A 21,946-nucleotide genomic window follows, 5' to 3' on the forward strand; every position below is an offset into this window, starting at 1 on the left:
TGAAGTCGAGGCCGGTCCCTTCCAGCCCAAATGGCGCCGGAAGTGGCATCAGATGGGGTTGTGTCGTCCCCCTGCTGTTCGTCGAACGTCAGCCAGGAGACACGGCGATGCCGAGAGAGTCGGCACCCAGGGGCTTCGGGGCGCCCTTCTCGTAGAAAACATCTAGGTCGGTGATGACGAAGCCCGCTGTGGTCAGCATGTCGACGATCGGCCGGGTCAGATGGCATCCGTCGAAGAGCCGCTGCTCCATGGGGTCGAGCCGCTGCTGCCAGCGGCGCACGCTCTCGTCCCCGGCCGGGGCCAGGCCGTGTTCGACAAAGTGCAGCGTCCCGCCCGGCTTGAGCACACGCCGCACCTCATGCAGAGCGGCATCGGCGTCCGGAATGGTGCACAGAGTCCAGGTCGACAAGGCGGCGTCGAAACTGTGGTCGGCGAACGGCAGTACCTGGCCGTCCAGGCCGGTGCGCTCCACACGGACCGGCGTCGCCGCGAGGCGCTTGCCTGCGAGCTTCCATCCGACGTCGGAGGGCTCGACCGCGTCCACCCGCGTGACGGCCTCCGGATAGAACGGCACGTTCAGCCCCGAGCCGAACCCGATCTCCAGGACATCGCCCTCAAGGCCTTCGCAGACCCGGCGCCGAAGATTCTCGGCTTCCTTCATTCCGCAGGCGACGTTGATGATCCGCGGGACGACCTGCTTGGCATAGAAGCCCATGGCAACCGACCTCCGTCCTTCGTGACAAGTCTCGCATCGAGTCCGGCCCGACGCCCGGCGCGCGGGCCGTACCCGCCAACCGGCAGGTCGGGAGGGACAGGGGCGTGGGTGGATGGTCGTTGGTCTGCTGAGGTCGGAACCGTCGGCGCGGATCCTGGCCACACCGCCCTACCTCCCACCCAGCGCTTGCTTCGCGTCTGAAGCGCACGCACGACACGCTCATTGGCCGGGCGCAGCTGCCGACGGCCGGCCATGATCGCTATTCACGGCCTGCGGATGGCCCTGTGGATAAGAGAGATCGGCGCACTCGCACAGGGTGGGAATCCGTGTTCGCCGACCGGTCGTATGAGCCGTCGCCCCGTCGGTTCTGTCCTCTTCGGCCGTGCTGCCCTCGCGACCGCGGCTTGAGCAAGCGGAGTGCGGGGTGGCGGCCACTTGACCTGCATCTATGTAGAGAGCGGCGCACTCGTGGGGCTCGGGCGCCCTCGGCAGTTGGGGCTGACAAGCCCTGCTTGATCGGCAGAGGGGGTGGTCCGTTGGCCCCGGATTGGCCCCACAGCGTTCCCTGTGTACTCAGGCAACTGCCTGAACTGCGGGGATGCTGAGCGGCGGACGAGTCGGCCATATACGCCGGGTTCTTCCGCCCTACCTTTCCGACCTGCACCGATGGGGTAGCGAACCGGTCGTGACCTGCGGGAAAGGCAGTCAGAGGCAGTCAGAGGGATTCACAGGCAGTCACCCTGCTTGGCCCCCGATTGGCCCCCAGATTGTTGGCCCCCGTTTGGCCCCGGGCTGATGCTGTGAGCGCAGGCCTGCCTCCGAGCAGTGCCGGACGTACGAATGCCCCCAGGAGTGGAGTCCTGGAGGCTTCGCTGGCACCGATTGGAGGTCGGTTCCGGGCACCACCCGCGGTTTTGACGGGCCTCGGTGGTGGTGTCCACGTCCTTGCGAGACACGACCAGGATGCCATCTCCTGTCTTCCCTCGGCAGCGGTCCGAGGAATGCGCCCCCAACCCAGTCCCGCCGTTCACAGACCTTCGGGTCCGACGGTCTCGGGCTGGGTGGCCTCCCGCCGGCGGCGGCTGATCTGATCCTGCTGGGTGATCTCGGTGGCCGGTACGCGACCGGTGCCTACTCCCGGCTCGGCGGCGACGGTGTGGTTCGGCCGCGGGAGCGGCGGCAGGCGGAGTCCGAGCACGGTCACCGGATCACCGCGGCGATCGCGTGCCACGTGGCCCGCGCCGGCGGGACGGTCGAGCACCTGAACCGGCTGCTGTTCCATCCGGAGCACGAGGGCGGCCGCCACGCGCAGGTGATCGCGTTGCGGTCCGGGCACGCCCGCGCCCAGGGGTATGTCGAGCGCGTCTGGTCTAGCGCCACCGCCCTGGTCGAGAGCACCACGGATGTCGCATCCCGCGAGGGAGCGCACGAGGATCTCGCCCGATTGCGGGAGCGCATCGAGACCACGCCGTGGCGCGGCGAGCGCGGCCGGACCGCGCTGCGGGTGCTGCGCGCGCACCTGAACTTCGCCCAGGCCGCCGGGGGCCGCCTGCACTTCGCGAGCGAGCGGCAGGCGGCGGAGGAGGCCGGAATCTCCCGGCAGACCCTGCGGCAGGCCTACGAGCTGGTCCTCAAGCCGGGGGGTTGGCTGCGTCGGCTGCGGGTCGGTTACGGCACGGAGGGTTCGACCTGGTACCTCGCCGACGGCCCCGCCGACCTTCACACCGCTGGTGTGTCTCGTGATCAGCCCAGTCAGTGCCCCCCCGACGGGGAGCTTGGGGAGTGGACCACCCCTGAGACGGACACGGGGGCGGACGTCGATTCGCGGGTGATCGGCCTGCTGATGGGGCACGACGCCTTCGCCCACCATGCGCTGGGTTCCTCCGCGTTGATGGTCATCGGAGCGCTGCATGCCCGCCCCGGCCAGACCCCGGCCGAGCTGACCGTCTCCGCGTCGCTGTCGCGGGCGACCGCCTACCGCACCATCGCCCGCCTGGAAGGCCACGGTCTCGTCCAGCGATCCAGCGTGGGCTGGGCTCTCACCGCCGAGGCGCTGGGAGGCGTCGGTAACAGCCTCCCGCAGGCTGTTACCGCCCCCGCGCCGCCCGCTGCTGATCACCATCTGGCGGTCAGCGGTTGGGACGTGCTCGCGAAGGCCTACGGCACTGCTGGTGTCGCGGCGGCCCGACGGGCCCTGCACGCGGCGGAGCGTGCCGCGTACCGGGCGGTTCTCGCGGCCCTCGATGGGCGGCGCAGCCCTGCCCTGACGGCCGTGGTCGACGGCCGGACCGTGCCGGTGCCTGGCCAGCGCGCCGACGAGATCCCCTCCGGCTGGCGGGGCCCCGCCGGGAGCGTCCTGGACCCGGTCACCGGACGGGCCGTGTCGGGCTGGCAGGTCGCCACCGACGGCCGCCTCATCCTCCTCACTCCGGCCGACGAGCTCACCTACGACGAACTGGTCGCCGCCCACACCTCGGCCCTGCACGAATGGGAGTCAGCAGCATGACCACCACACCCGCCCGACCCACCGGCTGGAGTCCGGCCCGCCAGCGCCAGGCCCTGGACCTGGCAGCCCGCTACCGCCACGGAGCGACTGTGCGCGAGCTCGCCACCGCCACCGGCCTGTCCCGCACGACGGTCCTGAACCGGCTGCGGATGGTGGACACCCCGATGCGCACCCAGCAGCAGACCCGCGCACTGCGCCAGGGCCCGGGCCGCGCCCGCCTGGCGAACCAGCTGCGCACCACCTACGAGAGCGGGGCCACGGTCACGGCCCTCGCCGACCGGCACGGTCTGTCGGCGCGGACGGTGCGCCGGCTGCTGCGCGCGGCCGGAACCGTTCTGCGCTCCAGCGCCGAGACCCGAAGGCTGACCCGCGCCCAGGACGAGACCGACCGCGAGCACCAGCGGATGCACGAGCTGCGCCGCTGGTACGAGGCCGGCGTCAGCGTGCCCGCCCTGGCCGCCGTGCACGACTGCTCACCGTCGACCGTCTACCGGCTGCTGCACCGCGCAGGCACCCCCCTGCGCCCTCGCGGCCGAACCATCAGCGGCCCCGCCACCGCACCCCCATGACCGGGAGACCGGTGCGGCCACTGAACGCCGCCCCGCCGCCCCCGCCGACAACTCCTCGCACCCAGCAGCGAAAGGACCACACCATGATCATTGCTCACATCAGTCCGCGCACCGGCGGCAAGACCACCTCCGTCGGCTGGCACAGCCACGCGCTGCACGAGCGCGGCCACCAGGTGGCGGCGTTCGAGGCGGACTACAGCCGCCAGCTCGCCGAGTGGGATGCCTGCTCCGGCGGGTTCCCCTTCCCGGTGCTGCAGCAGGCGTCCCCGCTGTTCTACAAGAACGCTCCGCAGGCCCTGCGCCCTGGGCAGATCGGCGTCGTGGACTGCGGTCACGCCGAGGACCACCGCACCATCGTCCAGTCCGTCCTGCGCGTCGCCGATCTGGCCATCCTCAACACCGCGCCCACCATCGCCGACATCGACCGCATCGAGCGCTTGCCGATGGACCAGCTCATCGACGACGTCGCCGTCCTGCGGCCCGACGGGAAGCCGCCCGCGACATGGGTGCTCCTCAACCGGACTTCCGCCGGGGCCAAGGCCACCAACGACCACCGCAACTATCTGCGCGACCGCGGCTGGAACGTGTTCACCACCACCATCCCCAACGCCCAGCTCTACGCCCAGTCCATGCTGCGACCCGTCACGGCCCGCGGCTCCGCCTACGACGAACTCGTCACCGAGATGGCCCACCTCGGCCTGCTGCCCCCGATCGGAGACCAGCCGTGACCCCCACCGACCGCAGCGGACCGCTGCGCGCCCGCATCAATGACGGGGCCGTCGCCCGCCAAAGTGCGGCAGTGCCGATGGCCGCGACGGCCCGGCCGGCGGACCTGGTGATCACCGCCGAGCTGATCCCTGCTCCGGCTGACGGGCTGGGGAGCGGACCGCTGAGCACGGTCGAGCTCCATGACCTCGGCGTGTGCGAGCGGGCGGTCGACAACCTCGCGACCGCCACCTGGCTGGCGGGTAAGGCCCTCCAGTCCATCCGCGACGGCAAGCTCTACCGGGAGACCCACCGGACATTCGAGGAGTACGTCACCGAGCGCTGGGAGATCGGTGAGCGCACCGCGTACCAGATGATCGAGGAGTGGCCGCTCGCTGAGCGCCTGAACCAGGCCCTGGGTAAGCCGGCCACTGCCTCCCATACCCGGGCCCTGCTGCCGGTGGTCGCACGGTTTGGCGCGGACGGATTGGATGCGGCCGCCGGCTTGTACGAGGAACTGCGAGACCGTGCGCAGGCCGAGGGAGTGCGGGTGACAGCTGCCTTGACCGGACAGATCGTCAAGGCGGTGCTGAAGGGCGCGGCCCGGCACACGGAGGCCACCGAGTTCCGGGCCGCCGCGCGACAGCTGATGGCAGCTGACTCCCTGCCACCGGCCATCGGGCGGGGAACGGCCTCGGCTCCGGCGACGGTCGTTCGCTCCGGCGAGGAGACACTCCCGCTCTCGGGCCAGCCGGATCCGGACCTGCGAAATTCCGCAGGAAATGGAGAAGCGGCGCCAGCCGCAGCAGCCCTCCTAGCCGCCCTGCCGGATGCCCCGCTCGCCCGAGGCGCGGGGGAGGAGCGTCCCGTGGTGACCGCCCTGCCGCAGTCGGGCACCGTGAGTACGCCCGAGAAGAGCCTGCGAAATTTCGCAGAAGATCACCGAGCGGTCTCGGCATCGGTCGACGGCGTCGTGCGTGAAGCGTCGGCCCCGCAGCCAGCGGCCGAGGCGGGACCTCCGCGCGCCGTCGACGTCCTGCGCGACGTCCTGCAGCGCGTCCACGACCTCCGACAGATGCTCAGCTCGCAGTCAGTGGTGGCCGCGCCCTCGACACCAGCCGAAGCCGATCAGTACTGCCGACTCGTGGACGAGATCGTGCAGCAGCTCCGCACCACAGCCGACGGCGCACCACCGTGCCGCACGGCCGACCACCCCGACCGCCTCAGCCGCTCGTGAAACCACTGGGGCCTGGTGGCTGTGCACTTCAGCCACCAGCCCCCCGGAACCCCGAGGCAGTACAGGCTCCGGGGTGTTCAGCCGGCTGAGGCTGTTGGGGCAAGGCCCCGAAGTTAAGGGGGAACGGTGCACGTCAAGTGGGTTGTAGGATCCGCGTCCTGGTGCCACACGTCCGCGCTGTGAACTTGGCATCCTTGCGAGTCCACGTTCCATGTCATCTTGATCGTTCCAGGTTTCGTGTCATTCCCCTGGGGCGGTGCCTTGAGCGGGGTGCTTCTCCTTCCGTGCGGGCCGCCAGTTCCTCGCGGAGCTCCTTCGGCGCTTCTTGCAGTTGATCGCGTTCGTTCTCGATCTCGTGCAGCCGGACGACGTCGTTACGGGCCACGGCTATGGGTGCACCGTGGACGGCCAACACCGTAGCCAAGGCGCAACGCCGCCTCAGCGCCCCGGCTACACTCCGACTTCATGACGACGATCTACACGACCCAGGAGTGGAAAGGCCACGGGAAGCAGAACTACTACTGGAACGAGTACAGGCTCGAAGGCGACACCGTCGTCAAGTACAAGTGCCACCGGCAGAAGTTCTTCGACGGGGATGAGAACACCTGGCAGGAGGACGAATCGTTCCAGGAGTCCTGGGGACTTGACGAGCCGAGCATGCCCGACTGGCTGAGGCGGTATCTCTGATCGCGCCCCTAGGGCTCTACCGGGACATCGTCAGCCACATCCAGGCCATCGAGCGGCTCGCCAGCTCGCCGTGTCTCCTACCGAACGGACCTGACGAGGAAGCGCAGTTCGACCAGCTCCACGTGCAGATCACCACCCGGCTCACCCAGATCCTGCACTCGCTCACGGCCGAGGCCTGAGCTCACGTTGCCGTGGTCCGCCAACCTGCGGACCGCGGCTACCCCCGACCATTGGTGCAGGGCAGCAGTGCGGTGCGCCAGCTGCTGGCTTGTTGGGCGCTGCGGTGATTGCGAGCGGACGCCAACCTTGTGTCGCCGCAGGTCGGACCATGGGTCAAGCACTGGGCTACGGCTGCTTGTGCGGTCGGTCGATGACAAGCACCATGGCCTGCACGTGGATTGATAGTAGCCCGGCCAGGGTCGCGGCCTGGATCTGCAGCTTCTCTCGCAAGGACTCAGCCGAGTGCACCTTCGCCTTGGCCTTTCGGTCGTCGGATGCGGTCCACTGGTCGAGTGGGTACCAACCGACCAGGTAGACCCCAGCGTCGGTCGGGACTTCGGGGAGGTAGGTGCGCGCCAATTGTGTCTCCTGAGCAGTGAGAAGATCCTTGTTCCATGGGCCCTTCACTTCGATGACTAGCCGCAGTGTGTCGGGCGTTGGTGACACGCTGCCGCTGCGCGCGATGGACGTGGCCTGGACGAGGATGTCGACGCGTTCGCCTGCACCGTAGGCATCAGTGGGCTGGATAAGCACTTCCCGGTTCACCAAGACACCGTGCCCGCCGAGCCGTAGCTGCAGCACGTGCGCGAGATACGCGGACAGAGCCGCCTCGGGTTTGGGTCGCCAAACGTCTGGAATCGCGACCGCGCCTCCCAGCTTTGCCTTCGCTCTGGGCGACTTGCCTGGCGTCCTGTCCCACAGCAGTTCCCCGTGGGGTGCGACGTCGGCAGCGATCGCGTTGAGAGTGTCGACGACGACGTCCAGGAGACCACTGGTGGTGTTGATGAGGCGCCGCCGTGGATCGGTGAGGACTTGAACCAGGTCAGCCACGTCTGCCCGGACCCGGCTGGAGGCGTAGAACTGGGTTCTGGCACTGATGAGCGCCGCGCTCAGGGACAACTTGCCGGGATGCTGCTTCGTCAGGTTCAACAGCTGCAGAACGCTTTCCGCGGTGCCTCTACGGCTCAGTTCCCCAAGCACGGCGTTGCGCCACTGACGCCCCTGTTCGCGTGAGTCGACCGCTCGGACGCCAGGCATCCACACGTCCTGGTCCTGCGACCCGTACAGGCCGCTCAGCCACTGGTACATCTCTGCGAGGGCGGCTTCGTCCAGGGGCTGCGTCGGGACTTCGACGGTCGGCTGGGCGCAGGCTTCGGCCAGCCGCCGGCTGAAGTCGTCGCTGGTCTGTGTGAGGGGCTCGATGCGGGGCCAGAAGTGGGCCACGTCCTGGATCAGGAGCGCTCTGGCCGCACGAACCGAGATTTCCGGCGCGTCTTCGGCCCCAGCAGTCACCAAGGTCAGCGCCGCTTCGGCCAAGGTGAGGGCGCGCTGGCTCTGGGCTGCCAGCAGGTTGCTGACGATCGTGTCGCAGGTGCTCATTGCGGCTTGCTGGAATCCGTCCTCCTCAGGCAACTCCATCGGCCGCCCGTCGAGGTTTTCGAGTTCATCGGCGATGTCGTCAAGGTCCGTGGGAGGGTTGCCCGGTGCGGCACGGTGGAGTTGGCGGAACAGACTGACCGCGAGGTTCTCCAGCGTGTCCTGGATGCGGGATGACCAAAGCGGGTCGATATCTCTGGCCCGGTAAGCGGGGAAACCGCTGGCGATGTTCCGGCGAAAGAGCAGGTCGATGCAGCTGGCGAGGTGCTCAGGGGCGTGTTCAGCCGCCAGGTGCAACAGGTCGGCTCGGGTGTGCTGGGTGGCGGCATCCGGCCGGAGGTCGGTGTCGAGGATGGCTGCCGTCCAGGAACTCCATGCGGATGTGGGCACCTGGTCCAACCGGCCCCGTAGATGGAGATGTGTCAGGGCTACGTAGCCTGCCCAGGCCCGGTAGTCGATCCGGCTCTGCCCGAGCCATTCCTCCCCATGGTCATGGGCCGTGGCGAGGTAGTGCAGCGCAAGGTCGGAGAAGTCCGTGAAGCCGGGCCCGAGCACTGCGCTCCCAGGCCAGGTCTCGACGTCTGGGGTCAGTTTGCCGGGTTGGAGGGAGTACGGGTCCGCTCGCAGGGCCCAGAGCAGTTGCCAGAAACCGTCGTTGTCGCCGGCGCGGGCGCGCGTAAGGCGATCTCGCTGCGCGGCTACGAAGGCTCCCGATTCGGGCCGTACCTGAGGGCTCCGCGCGTGGTAGTCCTCGCGCAGAGCCTGGGCGAGGGGACTGTCCAAGGCCATGGGCTCGTAGAGGTGCTTGAGGTGCGGCCATGCCGGGTGGTCGGGGTCGTAGGCCAGTTCGACAGCTTCAGCATCGTCGGGGCTGAAGAGCCATGCGCTCAGCTGGCCATACAGCTCAATAGAGGTCCTGTCCTGCTCCAGCGATGCAGCCTGTGTCCGCTCCAGGGCCCAGGCGAAGTCAGTGCTATCGAGGAGTCGGCGGCGTTCGTGTTGGGGTGGAATGAATCTCGTGCGGCGGCGCAGCAGGGTGGGTGCCTGCCAGTCGTGGATCACCATCCACAGGGAGTGGGTCGAACGGGCCGAGGACGCAGAGATCTCGTTGATCAGCGCTTCGGCCAGGGCGCGGCGCAATTTGGTGGTCTCGGGTGCTTCGTTGCCGTGTTCGTCGGGCTGGAGGGCGTCCGGGAAGTAGGTCGGGAGGTTGGCGTCGATGCGGGCGATGAGGATCGAGGCGAGTGCAGGGAGCCCTTCGGCGGCTTGTTCACTGTGCAGTGTTCGGTCCACCAGCGTGTTGATCATGGCGCTGTCCGGGAGGAAGCGGTTGGGGCGTGTCCGGACGGAGGGGGCCACGACGTGTCCGGTTGCCGGGTCGGCCTGGAAGTCGGGGAGGTCGTCAGTGGGCGAGGGCTGGACGTGCCAGGCTCTTGCTGCCCAGGCCAGGACCTCAGTCAGTTGATCTTCGTTGCAGTGGCGGGGCATAGCGTTCAGGAACGCGCCGTAGATGGCGAAGTCGTAGGGTCGCAGGGGCTGGCGCAGCGCCGCGATCATGGTTTCGGTTTCTAGATGGGCTGGCCACAGGAGGCCAAGGACAGTACCGCGCAGGCTGTCATCGGGGTCGACGCGCGCTGCGTGTTCGGGGTCGCTGAGAGAGTCCAGGATGGTCCGCAGCGCGGGTACGGCGGTGGCGGGGTCGCACGTGTGGGCCGCGGTGGCGGCGATGCGGCGCTCAGTGTGGAGCCACTTCTCGTCCAGGGCCACGGCCAGCAGCGATGCTGCCAGGGCAGGATCGGGCGCGGCGGCGTCACGAGCTAGGCGCACGGCCAGGCGCACGCGGGCCTGGGTGGGCCAGTCCTGGGCGGCGCTTGCGGGCGCGGTGTCGAGGGCCTGGATGATCTGGGCGGCCAGGTCAGGGTGGTGGAGGTCCCAGTGGGACATCTGCCAGCGGATGTCGCTGAGTTCAACCTGCGCAGCGCGGTCCAGGAGTCGTTCGACGATAAGTTTGCGAATGGGGTCCGAGCGCACCAGGGCGCTGTGGGCAGCCAGACTCTCCGGGTCTGCTGTGGCCAGCCAGGCGGTGTGATCGGGCTCCAGGGCCACCAGCCAGGCGCCGGTCTCGCGCAGGTGGCCGGGGAGGCTGGCCGTGTCGTCGGCAGGATCACCGACGAGGAACAGGTCGCGCAGCTGTCGCGGGGGGACTTTGCGATCGGTCAGGTATGACGCGGCGAGGTAGGCGGCCAGGGACGAGTGCCTGAACGCGATTCTGTTGTCGCCCTGCTCTGTGAACAGGGCCGTCGCTAGCGTCTCGCGCACGCAGGCGGTACTTACCTGGAACTGTCCGGCCGCGGTGTGCTCGACGCCGTCGACAAGGGAGCCGACCGGCAGGTCCAGGTCGGCGATCTGCAGGCCCTTGCCGCTCCACAGGGTGCGGCGCCCGTTCAGGAGCATCCAGGCGGCGATCCGACCTGCCACCACCAGGCGCTGGGCGGGCGTGGTCGATACGTCGACGGAGGTGACCCGATCGGCATCGTGCTCTTCGACCAGGAGCTCCACGCCGCGGCGAAAGAGGTCGCGCGGCGCACCGGTCAGGCTGCCATCTGTCCGGTAGGTGAGAACCAGCAGTTCAAGGGTTAGCGGCACGCAGGCCAGCGCCTGTGCGCGTGCCTGCTCGGCAGCGGCTACTACGGCAGTGCCAGGTAGGCCGAGGCTGTCGACCAGGTTGACCGCGTCGCTTCGGCGCAGCGGGACGAGGTCGACGCGGTGGCAGACCTTGAACGCATCGCTCAGGACGCGGGTCATTCGCCCCGGGTAGTCCGCGGATCTGCACGCGATGAGCATTCTGACTTGCGATACGTCCTGGCCTCGGAGCGAGCCGGCCAGGCGCGCGGGAAGCTGCTGGAGCATTCCGCTCTCGTCGGCTTGGTCCACCACGATGGTGAGCGTCCCGACGCCGCCCGACGCTTGGTTCAGATCGGTGAGGAGATGGCCGAGTTGGGCGTGGTAGGTGTGCTCGGTCAGGTCTGCTCCGGTTACCCATGCACAGGCGTCGGCTTCACCTGTCCAGGTACCGGCGAGCTGGGGGATGTCTGCGGTGAGTGCAGCGAGAACCGATGTCTTACCGCCTCCTGGCTCACCGAGCAGAACCATCGCCCCGGCGGCGGCCACCGTTTCGGGGAGGGCAAGATCGCCCTCCTTGAGAGCGGCGGAGTCGGTCTGCAGTGCAGGGGCTTCATCGCCGAAGCCGTCCGCTCCCAGACCGTTGGCGTCGCCCGCGGGATCGCCGGTGCCCAGTACGCGGCAGAAGCGCGGGACATGCTGGTGGAACACCCCGGAACTCATCCTGGAATCCTTCCACGCGCCTGGCCGGCATCGACGCTGTTCCAGCGTGCCGCGACGTCAGGCTGTGCCCGTGATCCGGCTCCTGGGCGTCGCTGCACTGCCCATCTGATGTCGCTGCCCAAAGAAACCCAGCAACCCCTACATCGACACGCCCTCACGCCATTCGTCAGGGGAGAGCGCTACCAAGAGGCGTCTTCAGGTGCGCTCGGACACTGATCATCCTCGCCTGGCAGTTCGCCGTCTTCGAAGTCGCCACCGAACTGGGCGCTGCACACCCTGACTTCCTCGTGATCGACAGCTCGCAGAAGGACCTCGGCCAAGGGGGCACCCTCGACGCCACGATCGCGGATGCCGTCACCATCGACGACTTCTACCATCACCTGTCCACCTGGCTTGCCGAGCGCGGCTTGGGGGCGCAGGTCATCATCGCCGACAACAGCCCGCCGCTCATCGTTGAAGACGACGTCGTGGTCCGATGCAGCAGGAGCGAAGACCGGCCGCCATACGGCTTGATCGACGACGAGACCAGTTCGGAGAAGGCGCCCAGGACGTCAGCTGTGTAACGGCTAGGGGAGCGCAAGTCCGACTCGGTAGCATCGGGGCATGCCCACGGGACGTTTGCACGACCGCGCCGTCAACAGCATCGTCAACGGTGAACTCACCCAGGAGATCTTCCCCTGCCGGTGCGTGATCGGCGAGGATCACATCGAGGGTCCGGACTCGGTTGACCACGAGGAAGAGTCTGAGGACAACTCGTTCGCTGGAGCCGAGGAAATTTGGCTCTCCAGTGGCATGGATGAGGACTACGACTTCCGCTAACGACCGCAGGGCGACCCACCGCAGGCCCAGTACCGAGCTCGTGCTCGCCCGACAGGCCGCCTGCTCATCACCCAACAGTCGATCCGCCAGGCCAGCACGCCCCTAACTCAATCACTCCCGAGGGCGTAAAGAGCGCGTCGACGCCGAGCGGCAGGCTGAGACCTGGGGTGGCGTTATGGCCCTGCTAGCGTGCCGAGCATGGCACACCGCGCTCAACCGCTCCGCGCAGACGCCCTGTTGCCCATGACCGCCGTGGACACGCTGTGGGCCGAGTTGACGGCCAACAGTGCAGTCCCGGCCGCTCCCGGAGCGTTCACCCGTGCACCGTCTGATCCGCGTCTGGGGTACGTGCTGCTCGGCGCACGTGCGGTGTCGACGGCGAAGGGGGCCGGCGGCCGATGGACCGTTCAGGAGGTCGATGTCCGCCGGGCGGCCGAGGAGCTGCGGGCGGGCGGGGCCAACATGGATGGTCTGGTCTGCGTCGCTCCATTCCGCAGCTCGACGAGCGCGGGGAACAGCGACGTGTCGACGCTGCGGTGGCGACAGCGCCTTGGGCAGGAATGGGATCGCGTCCGCGCTACCGCTGGCCGTGAGCAGCACTCGGCCTACGACGGTGACCATCTGCCGCACTTGGCAGGGATCGACTGGCGTCGGACCCTGGTGGTGCGGCCCGGGGCAGGGCCCGTTCACACGTGGTGGCTGCCCCGCGCCCTGGTGAGAGTGCTGGACGCAGCTGAGCACGCTGAGGCGCAGTGGTTGCAGGCCGCGCGGACCTGCCACGTATGCGGGGCCGTGGCAGAACAGGCTGAACAGTGGCGTGTCCAGACAAGCACCGGTTGGCAGACGAGGTGCCCAGACTGCCGTGTGACCGCACGACGCCCCTACCGAGGCGAGTTGGATGACCACGTGTACGCGGTGCTCAGCAGGAAGCGTTCGCTGCAGGTGTCCGAGTGGCAGTGCGCCGTGTGCCAGGAAGCCCCCGCCTCCGTGATCGACCACTGCCACGAACACGGCTACGTTCGAGCCCCGGTCTGCGCCTCCTGCAACACGCGGGAACGGCCGAACTACGTCTACAGCAACGATGTCTACGTGACCAACCGCTACGCCAGCCTGTTCCAGCTGCGGGCTGAGGCCTGGCTCACGCACTGGCACCGGTGTTCTGGATGCCGCGCCCGCACTACGTTGCCACTCGCGCACCTGGCCGCGCTGACCGCTCTCCTGGCTGGCGAGCCGCGACGGTCGACTCACCGCGACCCCACCAGCTCACGCCGGCGCAGGCCCTGCGGGGAGTTGCGCGCGTCCTGGAAGGGCAGTGCCGCTGCCCCCGGCTCCTGCGTGATCACTGTCGGCGTGGACTTCTGTCCCAGCGGGGAGCACCGCGTTCTCGCGCAGGTCTCATATCGCGACGCTGTCAATATGTTCCGTGATTGGCTGACCGAGACTGCCCCGGGCCTGGCTGCGGTGGCCGGTCCCGGCCGCCACGACAGGGTCCCCAGGCAGTTTCGTCCCGTCATCGCGGAAACCAGCGGCGAGGGCCCGGCGCTGTTCTAAAAACGAAGGCCAGTGGCCGTGACGACCGGTCCATCGTCGGTGACGGGCCGCTCTCTCCGTCATGCAGGGAGGAAGAGCGGTCTGGCGATAGTTCTCCGTCGTTGATCAGACGTCAGCTGAGGTGCACGCGGCGGACGTAGCGGCGACGTGCTCTCAGGGCTGCCCATTGTGCAGAAGTCGTGTGTGGCGGGCGACGGTCCGGTAGTTTGCTGACCCGATCAATCGGGATGAGCGGGGAGTGCGCACGTGACGCGTGGCCCAGTAGTACCAGCGGGTGAAGCGGGCGGGGGCGAAGAGCCTGAGGTCGTCGGCACAACAGAAGAGGCTCTGGCATCCAAAGCCAAGCGCGTCAAGAACCTTCTCATCGGCGGACTCAGCTTCGCCCTCGTGGGCAGCACCGCAGCTGCTGTGGTGTTCGCGAAGCGATACAACGAGATGAAGGCCCAGAACGGCGAGCTGGAGTCCGAGCTTGGCGAGCTGCGGACTGAGAACAACGACCTGACCGCTCTGGCGGGCAGTCTCGTGGCTGAGGTGCTCGAAAAGATGGTGCAGATCGAATGGCTGCAGTCGCCCAGCGGCGCCGGGAAGACACTCAACGGCTACCGGGGACAGGCGGACGGAACACAAGAAGCGTAGTCCGCGGGGCGGGGGCCTCCTCGGGGCGGCACGCCAGGAGAAAGACGTCGAACGGCCACTAGGGGCTGGACATTACCCGAGGTCCATGGATCACAATGCGCGAAGCGGACTTTGACAGACCGAGGCGCCAAGCGTCTCCATCGCATGAGGTCCGCTCGGCTGTGGGGCGGGGGGGAGTCGATGAACGGCAAGCTCTGCGACGGCTGGGTCCGATCGCTCGCCGGTGAGACGCTTTGCTTCACCGGCAAGGTGCTGATCGACGGCGTGTGGACGCTCCGGAAGGACTGCGTCGCGCGGGCGCACCACCGCGGTGCGAGTTGCAAGCCGGACTTCTCGCGCAAGATCACGATCTTCGTTCACGGCGATCTCGCCAGCCAGGTGGTGACCGATGAGCAGCGAGGTTACAGCCAGAAGTTGGTGGGTGCGGAGCGGGAGCGCCACCTGGGGCATCACGTCTGTGTGGTGGATGGGGACGGCTTCGCGGACCTGCTTGTAGGGCAGCCCGCGCGGTGCCGGGAGTTGCGTCGAGCCGCCGGTGGCAGTGACCAGGTGCTTGTGCTGCCGCAGGTGGGTGACGGAATCTTGGGCGGCCCCCTCCAGCGGCATCGGACTGTCCACCATGAGCTGTCCGCGCTGTCGCTCGACCTTGACAAGCTCGACAAGGGCACGGAGGCGCATGAAGCCACCGTTGCGGCTCTCATCAAGCATCTGGCAGCACGGCAGGTCGAGGTTCGGGGCCCCGGCCGCAACGCACCTCGATTCGATGCCGGCTGGTCGCGAGGCGACGAGGTGTTCATCGCCGAGGTCAAGAGCCTGACCGGAGCTGGCGAGGACCAGCAGATCCGCCTCGGCGTCGGACAGGTGATCGACTATGCCCATCAGCTTCGTAGCCTGAAGACCCACGGCCAGGTCCGCCCCGTCCTGGTTCTGGAAAAGCAGCCGGCCGACTCGCGGTGGACGGCGATGGCCCGGGACAACGGGATCATCCTGACCTGGGGCCCAGGCTTCGAAGGGTGCTGACGTGGGCCAGTCGCGAGGGCTCCGGTAGCTCTGCGCGGTTGAGCTTCGCGGTCCGCGGATGAACGACGGCGGCGTCCGTGCCTGCCCGTGTAGCCCCTCGGCCGATGCAAGCTCCCTGGATTGCGTTCTTCACGCATCCGCCGCGCCATGTCCATGGGATGATCACTGCTGGCGGGCCAGGACGGCGTGGGGTGGCCGCGAGCAAAGCTGGAGGAGAGGGACCAGGGTGGATCTTGACCGGGTCGCCGGCCGCTTCAAGGTGACCGGGCCGCTGGGCCGGGGCAACATGGGCGAGGTCTACCTCGCCGTCGATGAGAGCCTCCCGTCGGGCAGCCGCGATCAGCAGGTCGCAGTCAAGATCATCAGCCGTACCCGGTCCGGCGCCGCGGTCTCCGCCGCTGAAGCCGCCAAGGTAGCCGCGCGATTTGCCCGCGAGGTGCGGATCATGCGCCGGCTCCACCACCCGAACCTGCCCCGGATCATCGACGGCGGACTGGACGCCAGCATCGGCGACCTGCCCTTCCTGGTCATGGAGTATCTGGACGGGCAACCGCTGTCCTGGATGCTTCAGTCGTGCCGCGACACCCGGACAAACGTGCCGGTCTCGTGGGCGGCTGCCATCAGCGCGCAGATCGCCGCGGGCTTGCACGCTGCCCACCTGGCCGGCGTCGTGCACCGCGACCTCAAGCCGGGCAACGCGATGCTGCTGCGGGGTGGGGTGGTCAAGGTCCTCGACTTCGGGATGGGCCTGATCGTCGACGACCCGGACACGACCCGCTTGACCAGCACCGACGCGACGGTCGGCACCGCAATGTACATGGCCCCGGAGCAGGCACTGGGTCGCCCGGCGACGCCCGCGACCGACTTGTACGCGCTCGGCTGCGTGCTGTACGAGCTTCTCGCGAACGTTGCGCCCTTCACCGGCGGCTCGGGTTTCGAGCTGATGCGCAAGCACGTCGATCAGCCGCCGACACCGGTGCGGACCCTGCGCGGCGCGGTCCCCGCGGGGCTCGACGCGCTGGTCATGCGACTACTGGCGAAGGACCCCGCAGATCGACCGGCCGGCGCTGACGAGGTCCATCGCGAGCTGCTGGAGCTCGCCCTCGCAACACCAGCCGAGGCGCCTCCGGCAAGCCTGGAAGGCAGCGACCCCGTGGCGGCACTGCGCGCAGATGCGGATGCGGCGCGGAGCCCTGCGGAATTGTCAGCGCCGGGGTCTACCTTCCAGAGCACAGCTACTTCTTACGGTTCGAGCGAGCGAGGGCGGCACGCGGCGATGGACGTGTTCACGGTTCACCAGCGTCTGATCGGCGACTACCGGGCGTTCACCGAGGGCGGCACGGTGATCCGCGATGGGCGCATCGAGAAGTTCGTGGAGGAGGACCTCGATGCCAAGTCGCAGTGGCCGGACCCGTGGCTCTCCCTCAACCCGTCCTTCGCGTCCGGCGGTGCGATCGGCGACCTGGTACGCGAGGGCGTGTTGCACCCGGAGTGCGAGCGGATCTTCCAGGTCGGCAAGAGCGAAGGCGGCCGGGTCTGCGACGGCCGTCCGCTGACGCTGCACCGTCACCAGCGCGACGCGGTCGAGGTCGCCCGGACCGGCGCGTCGTACGTCCTGACCACGGGCACGGGCTCGGGCAAGTCGCTCGCCTACATCGTCCCCATCGTCGACCGAGTGCTGCGCGCACGGGAGGCCGACACGTCCAAGCGTGTCCGGGCGATCATTGTCTATCCCATGAACGCGCTCGCCAACAGCCAGCTCAACGAGCTGGGCAAGTTCCTGCGCGACGGCTACGGCGAGGGACACGAACCGGTGACCTTCGCCCGCTACACCGGGCAGGAGACGCAGGAGCAGCGCGAGGCGATCCGCAAGAATCCGCCGGACATCTTGCTGACGAACTACGTGATGCTGGAGCTGATGCTCACCCGGCCCGACGACCGGCGGTCGCTGATCCGGATGGCGCGTGGGCTGGAGTTCCTGGTCTTCGACGAGCTGCACACCTACCGGGGCCGGCAGGGCGCGGACGTTGCGATGCTGATCCGCCGGGTGCGTGACGCCTGCGCGGCGCCCTCGGTGCAGTGCGTGGGCACCTCGGCGACGATGGCGAGCGAAGATGTTGCCGCCGACCCGCGCTCCGTGGTCGCGGAGGTCGCGTCCGAGCTGTTCGGTACGACGGTGCCGCCGGAGCGGGTGATCGGGGAGACCCTGGTCCGCGCGACGCAGGATGTGCCGGGTCCGGTGCCCGCGACCCGGATCACGGCCCCGGACGCGCCCCGCGACTTCGCGGACCTGGTGCGTGACCCGCTGGCGTCATGGATCGAGTCCACGGTGGGACTGCGCCACGACGAGGCCACGGGCCGCCTGGTGCGGCAGCACCCCCGCACGCTGGAGCAGGTCGCCGACCAGCTCAAGGCCGAGACCGGGATGCCGTTCCCGCAGTGCACGGCAGCGATCCAGCACACCCTGGAGGCCGGCGCCCAGGCCCAAGACCCGCAGACCGGTCGCCCGCTGTTCGCGTTCCGGCTGCACCAGTTCCTGTCCAAGGGCGACACCGTCTACGTCACCCTGGAAAACGAGTCGACCCGCCACCTGACCCGTGACTACCAGCTGGAGCAGCCCGATTCGGGCGGCAAGATCCTGCTGCCGCTGGCGTTCTGCCGCGAGTGCGGCCAGGAGTACCTGACGGTGTGGCGCACCGAGCGTAGCGGCGACATCGTCTACCAGCCGCGCCGCGATGCCACCGCCACCGGAGGCAAGGCCACCGACGGCTACCTTTACGTCTCCTCCGACCTGCCGTGGCCGCACGACCCGCAGACGGCGGTGGCCGAGCGGCGGCTCCCGGACTCGTGGTTGGAGATCGACGAGCACGGGCAGGAGGCCGTGCGCCCTACGCTGCGGGACAAGCTGCCCCGCCCGGTCACGGTCGACGTCTACGGCACCGAGGGCCGAGGCGAACTGGAGGCCACCTACCTCCCCTCGCCGTTCCGGTTCTGCCTGCGCTGCGGCGTCTCCTACGAGCAGACCCGCGGCCGGGACTTCGCCAAGCTGGCCACCCTCGACCAGGAGGGCCGTTCCTCCGCCACGTCGCTGATCTCCTCCTCGATCCTGCGCGCGTTGCGGGACATCCCCGCCGACGCACTGTCGGCGAAGGCCCGCAAACTGCTCACGTTCGTCGACAACCGGCAGGACGCGTCACTGCAGGCCGGCCACTTCAACGACTTCGTCCAGGTCACGCTGCTGCGCGGGGCCCTGTACCGGGCGCTGGCCCAGACCGGACAGGAGGGACTGCGGCACGAGGAGCTGGCCGCGCGGGTCGTCGACGCGCTCGCTCTCGCCCCGCGCGACTACGCCAGGGAGCCGGACCAGGCCCCGGCGCTGGCCCGGCGTGCCGCCGCCGCGCTGCGCGATGTGATCGCCTTCCGTCTCTACCTGGACCTGGAGCGCGGCTGGCGCGTCACCATGCCGAACCTGGAGCAGACCGGCCTGCTGAAGATCGACTACGAGGACCTCGACTGGCTCGCGGCCGAGGAAGCCAAGTGGGCCGGCTGCCACGCAGCGCTGCGCGACGCCGAACCGGGCAAGCGCGCGGAGATCATGCGCGCGCTGCTGGACGAGCTGCGCCGCGCTCTGGCGATCGAGGTGGAGTGCTTCGGCGAGCAGGAGTTCGACTCGTTGCGCCTGGGCAGCGAGCAGCGGCTGATCGACGCCTGGGTGCTGTCCAAGAGCGACCGGCCGGAGGCCGGCACCGCCTACCCGCACTCGGCGGGGCGCGGGTCACGCCGTGCGGACCTTTACATGTCCGGGCGCGGAAAGGTCGGCCGATACCTGCGCCGCAAGGGCCAGTTCCCTGGCCACCCGCACCCAGTCAGTTTGGACGAGGCCCAGCAGCTGATCTCGGAAATGCTGGAGGTGCTGACCGGCGCCGGGCTGCTCGTCAAGATCATGCCGACCGCTGTCGAGGACCGGTTCCGCCGCGGCTCGGCCAGCCGCCGCTGGCAGACGGAGACCAGGCCCGGCTACCGCATCCCCGCCTCGGTGCTCGTCTGGCGAGCGGGCGACGGCACGGTCGGCGCCCTGGACCCGCTCTCGCGCACCTACAACGCCGACGACGCGCCCCGGGTGAACCCCTTCTTCCGCACCCTGTATCGCGACGCCGCGAGCGGCCTGGCCGGACTTTCCGCGCGCGAACACACCGCGCAGGTCCCCTCCGAGGTGCGCCAGGAACGCGAACGCGACTTCCGTGAGGCGAAGCTGAAGATGCTGTACTGCTCGCCCACCATGGAACTGGGCGTGGACATCTCCGACCTCAACGCGGTGTCCATGCGCAACGTCCCGCCCACCCCGGCGAACTACGCGCAGCGCTCCGGCCGCGCCGGACGCTCCGGCCAGCCCGCCCTGGTCACCACCTACTGCGCGACCGGCAACAGCCATGACCAGTACTACTTCCGCCGCTCGGACCGCATGGTGGCGGGGTCGGTCGCCCCTCCGCGCCTGGACCTCAGCAACGAGGACCTGATCCGCTCCCACGTGCACGCCATCTGGCTGGCCGAGACCGGCGTCAAGCTCGGCAGCGCCATGGGCGACGTCATCGAGATTGACGTCCCCGACGAGACCGTGCGCCGCCCCAACCCCGCGCTGCGCCTGCACGACCACGTCCGCGCCGCGCTCGCCGACCAGGACGCCCAGCGCCGGGCCGCCGCGCACGCCCACTCGATCCTGGACAGCCTGCAGCAGGAGCTGTCGGCCACTTCGTGGTGGGAGCCGGACTGGATCGAGCGGACGGTTCGTCAGGCCCCGGAGTACTTCGAGCGTTCCTGCGACCGCTGGCGCACCTTGTACCGGGTGGCCCTGGTGGACCAGGCCGAACAGAACCGCCGCCGCCTGGACCACACCCTCACCCAGCGAGCCCGCGACGCCGCCGCGAGCCGCCGCCGCGAGGCCGAGACGCAGCTCGCGCTGCTCACCAACGAAGGCGCAGACGGCAACTCGATGCTGTCCGACTTCAACCCCTACCGCTACCTGGCCAGCGAAGGGTTCCTGCCCGGCTACTCCTTCCCGCGGCTGCCGCTGGCCGCCTACATCTCGGCTGCCGGCCGCTACCGGGACGGCGACTACCTGCAGCGCCCCCGCTTCCTGGCCATCCGCGAGTTCGGACCGAGCGCGCTGATCTACCACGAGGGCGCCCGCTACCAGGTCACCCGCATCCAGCTCCCGCCGGATCTCACCGGTGACGTGGTCACCGGCACCGCCAAGCGCTGCCAGCACTGCGGCTACCACCACGCCGCCGAGGACAACGCGGACGTGTGCCAGATGTGCAACGAACTTCTCGGCGAGCCCACCACCGGCCTGCTGGAGCTGCACACCGTCTACACCACGCTGCGCGAGCGGATCTCCTCCGACGAGGAAGAGCGCCGTCGCGCCGGCTTCAAGCTGATCACCTCCTACCGGTTCCACGACCACGGAAACCGGCCCGGCCGGGTGGACGCCGCCGTCACCGACCAGGCGGGAACGCCGGTGGCCCGGCTCGCCTACGGGGACTCGGCGACCGTCCGCATCACCAACACCGGCCGCGCCCGCGCCAAGGAGGACGAGCAGCCCGGTTTCTGGCTGGACCCGGTCGAGGGGCGCTGGCTGACGGAGAAGCAGGCCCAGGAAGCTTCCGGCGACTCCAGCGAGATGCCCGCACTGGAGGACTCCGGGCAGCGCCGCAAGGTCCGCGTCCAGCCCTATGTGCAGGACCGCCGCAACATCCTGGTCCTCCAGCTCGCCGAACCGGTCGCGAAGGAGACCGCGCTGTCGCTGATGTACGCGCTGGAGCGCGGCATCGAGGCCGAGTTCGAGCTGGAGGACTCCGAGCTCACCAGCGAACTGCTGCCCCCGGACGACGGACCACGCGACCGCATCCTGTTCGCCGAGTCGGCCGAAGGAGGCGCCGGGGTCCTGCGCCGTCTGCAGGCCGAACCCGACGCCCTCGCCCGCGCTGCCCGCGAAGCCCTGCGCATCGCCCACTTCAACGAGGAAGGCGGGGACCTGGGCGGTATCAACGGCCGCAAGTGCGCCCGCGGCTGCTACGACTGCCTGCTCACCTACGCCAACCAGCTCGACCACCAGGCCGTCGACCGCCACCTCATCCCCGGACTGCTGCTGCGCTTCGCGAACGGCACCGCGCTCGCCAGCGGCGGCGGTGAGACCCGCAGCGAGCAGCACCGCCGCCTCGCGGATCTAGCCGAATCCAGCCTCGAAGGCGAGTTCATCGACTTCCTCAAGGCTGGCGGCTACCGGCTCCCCGACGAGGCCCAGACCTACATCGAGGCCGCACAGGCACGCCCCGACTTCGTCTACCGCCTCCCTGGCGCCGACGTGGCTGTCTTCGTCGACGGCCCCGTCCATGACCACGACGTCGTCGCGGTCCGGGACGCAGCCGCCGAGGAGCGCCTATTCGACCAGGGCTGGGATGTGATCCGGTTCCCCGTGGGCGCGGACTGGACCGCCATCGCCGCCCGCAAGGCCCGCTACTTCGGCACCGGCACCGGAGGCACCAGGTGACCACGACGCCTGT

At 69.0% G+C, this 21,946-nt stretch carries 13 protein-coding genes; 11 read left to right on the forward strand and 2 right to left on the reverse strand.

What is annotated here, in order from left to right; genetic code table 11:
* Positions 1–88 precede the first annotated feature (88 nt).
* Entirely contained in the window at positions 89–715 is a 627-nt protein-coding gene (locus TR49_RS10445; RefSeq protein WP_042379915.1) for a class I SAM-dependent methyltransferase, read from the reverse strand.
* 1,156 nt (positions 716–1,871) lie between these two features.
* Here TR49_RS10445 and TR49_RS10450 point away from each other — a divergent pair.
* The 5 genes from TR49_RS10450 to TR49_RS10470 all read left to right on the forward strand — a co-directional run bounded on the left by TR49_RS10450 (position 1,872) and on the right by TR49_RS10470 (position 6,419).
* The gene (locus TR49_RS10450) at positions 1,872–3,221 is read left to right on the forward strand and encodes a helix-turn-helix domain-containing protein (protein ID WP_236653306.1); all 1,350 of its coding nucleotides are present in this window, start codon (positions 1,872–1,874) and stop codon (positions 3,219–3,221) included.
* Complete coding sequence (locus TR49_RS10455; protein WP_236653307.1) at positions 3,218–3,790, forward strand: helix-turn-helix domain-containing protein; 573 nt, start codon at positions 3,218–3,220, stop codon at positions 3,788–3,790. Before TR49_RS10450 ends, TR49_RS10455 begins: the two co-directional genes overlap by 4 nt.
* Positions 3,791–3,873: 83 nt before the next feature.
* Complete coding sequence (locus tag TR49_RS10460; RefSeq protein WP_042379916.1) at positions 3,874–4,518, forward strand: hypothetical protein; 645 nt, start codon at positions 3,874–3,876, stop codon at positions 4,516–4,518.
* A gap of 107 nt (positions 4,519–4,625) precedes the next feature.
* Complete coding sequence (locus TR49_RS10465; protein ID WP_152627177.1) at positions 4,626–5,732, forward strand: hypothetical protein; 1,107 nt, start codon at positions 4,626–4,628, stop codon at positions 5,730–5,732.
* Between the two features lie 465 nt (positions 5,733–6,197).
* Positions 6,198–6,419: a hypothetical protein gene (locus tag TR49_RS10470; RefSeq protein ID WP_042379921.1), complete on the forward strand. Its 222-nt coding sequence runs from the start codon at positions 6,198–6,200 to the stop codon at positions 6,417–6,419.
* A gap of 345 nt (positions 6,420–6,764) precedes the next feature.
* Here TR49_RS10470 and TR49_RS10475 read toward each other — a convergent pair whose 3' ends face one another.
* Positions 6,765–11,360: an NACHT domain-containing protein gene (locus tag TR49_RS10475; protein ID WP_042379923.1), complete on the reverse strand. Its 4,596-nt coding sequence runs from the start codon at positions 11,358–11,360 to the stop codon at positions 6,765–6,767.
* Between the two features lie 287 nt (positions 11,361–11,647).
* Between TR49_RS10475 and TR49_RS10480 the strand changes: the two genes are divergently transcribed.
* The 6 genes from TR49_RS10480 to TR49_RS10505 all read left to right on the forward strand — a co-directional run bounded on the left by TR49_RS10480 (position 11,648) and on the right by TR49_RS10505 (position 21,933).
* Positions 11,648–11,923 (forward strand): hypothetical protein, encoded by a 276-nt coding sequence (locus TR49_RS10480; protein ID WP_042379926.1) that lies wholly within the window; start codon positions 11,648–11,650, stop codon positions 11,921–11,923.
* A 40-nt stretch (positions 11,924–11,963) separates the two neighbouring features.
* On the forward strand, positions 11,964–12,179 hold the full coding sequence (locus TR49_RS10485; protein WP_042379928.1) for a hypothetical protein: 216 nt from the start codon (positions 11,964–11,966) through the stop codon (positions 12,177–12,179).
* A 243-nt stretch (positions 12,180–12,422) separates the two neighbouring features.
* Positions 12,423–13,730, forward strand: coding sequence for an endonuclease domain-containing protein (locus TR49_RS10490; protein ID WP_236653308.1), 1,308 nt, complete (start codon positions 12,423–12,425; stop codon positions 13,728–13,730).
* 246 nt (positions 13,731–13,976) lie between these two features.
* Entirely contained in the window at positions 13,977–14,366 is a 390-nt protein-coding gene (locus TR49_RS42625; RefSeq protein ID WP_152627178.1) for a hypothetical protein, read from the forward strand.
* Between the two features lie 180 nt (positions 14,367–14,546).
* Complete coding sequence (locus TR49_RS10500; RefSeq protein ID WP_236653309.1) at positions 14,547–15,386, forward strand: BRCT domain-containing protein; 840 nt, start codon at positions 14,547–14,549, stop codon at positions 15,384–15,386.
* A gap of 226 nt (positions 15,387–15,612) precedes the next feature.
* The gene (locus TR49_RS10505) at positions 15,613–21,933 is read left to right on the forward strand and encodes a protein kinase domain-containing protein (RefSeq protein WP_052434168.1); all 6,321 of its coding nucleotides are present in this window, start codon (positions 15,613–15,615) and stop codon (positions 21,931–21,933) included.
* The last annotated feature ends 13 nt before the right edge of the window (positions 21,934–21,946 follow it).

It is taken from the genome of Streptacidiphilus melanogenes (assembly GCF_000787835.1).
GTDB lineage: Bacteria > Actinomycetota > Actinomycetes > Streptomycetales > Streptomycetaceae > Streptacidiphilus > Streptacidiphilus melanogenes.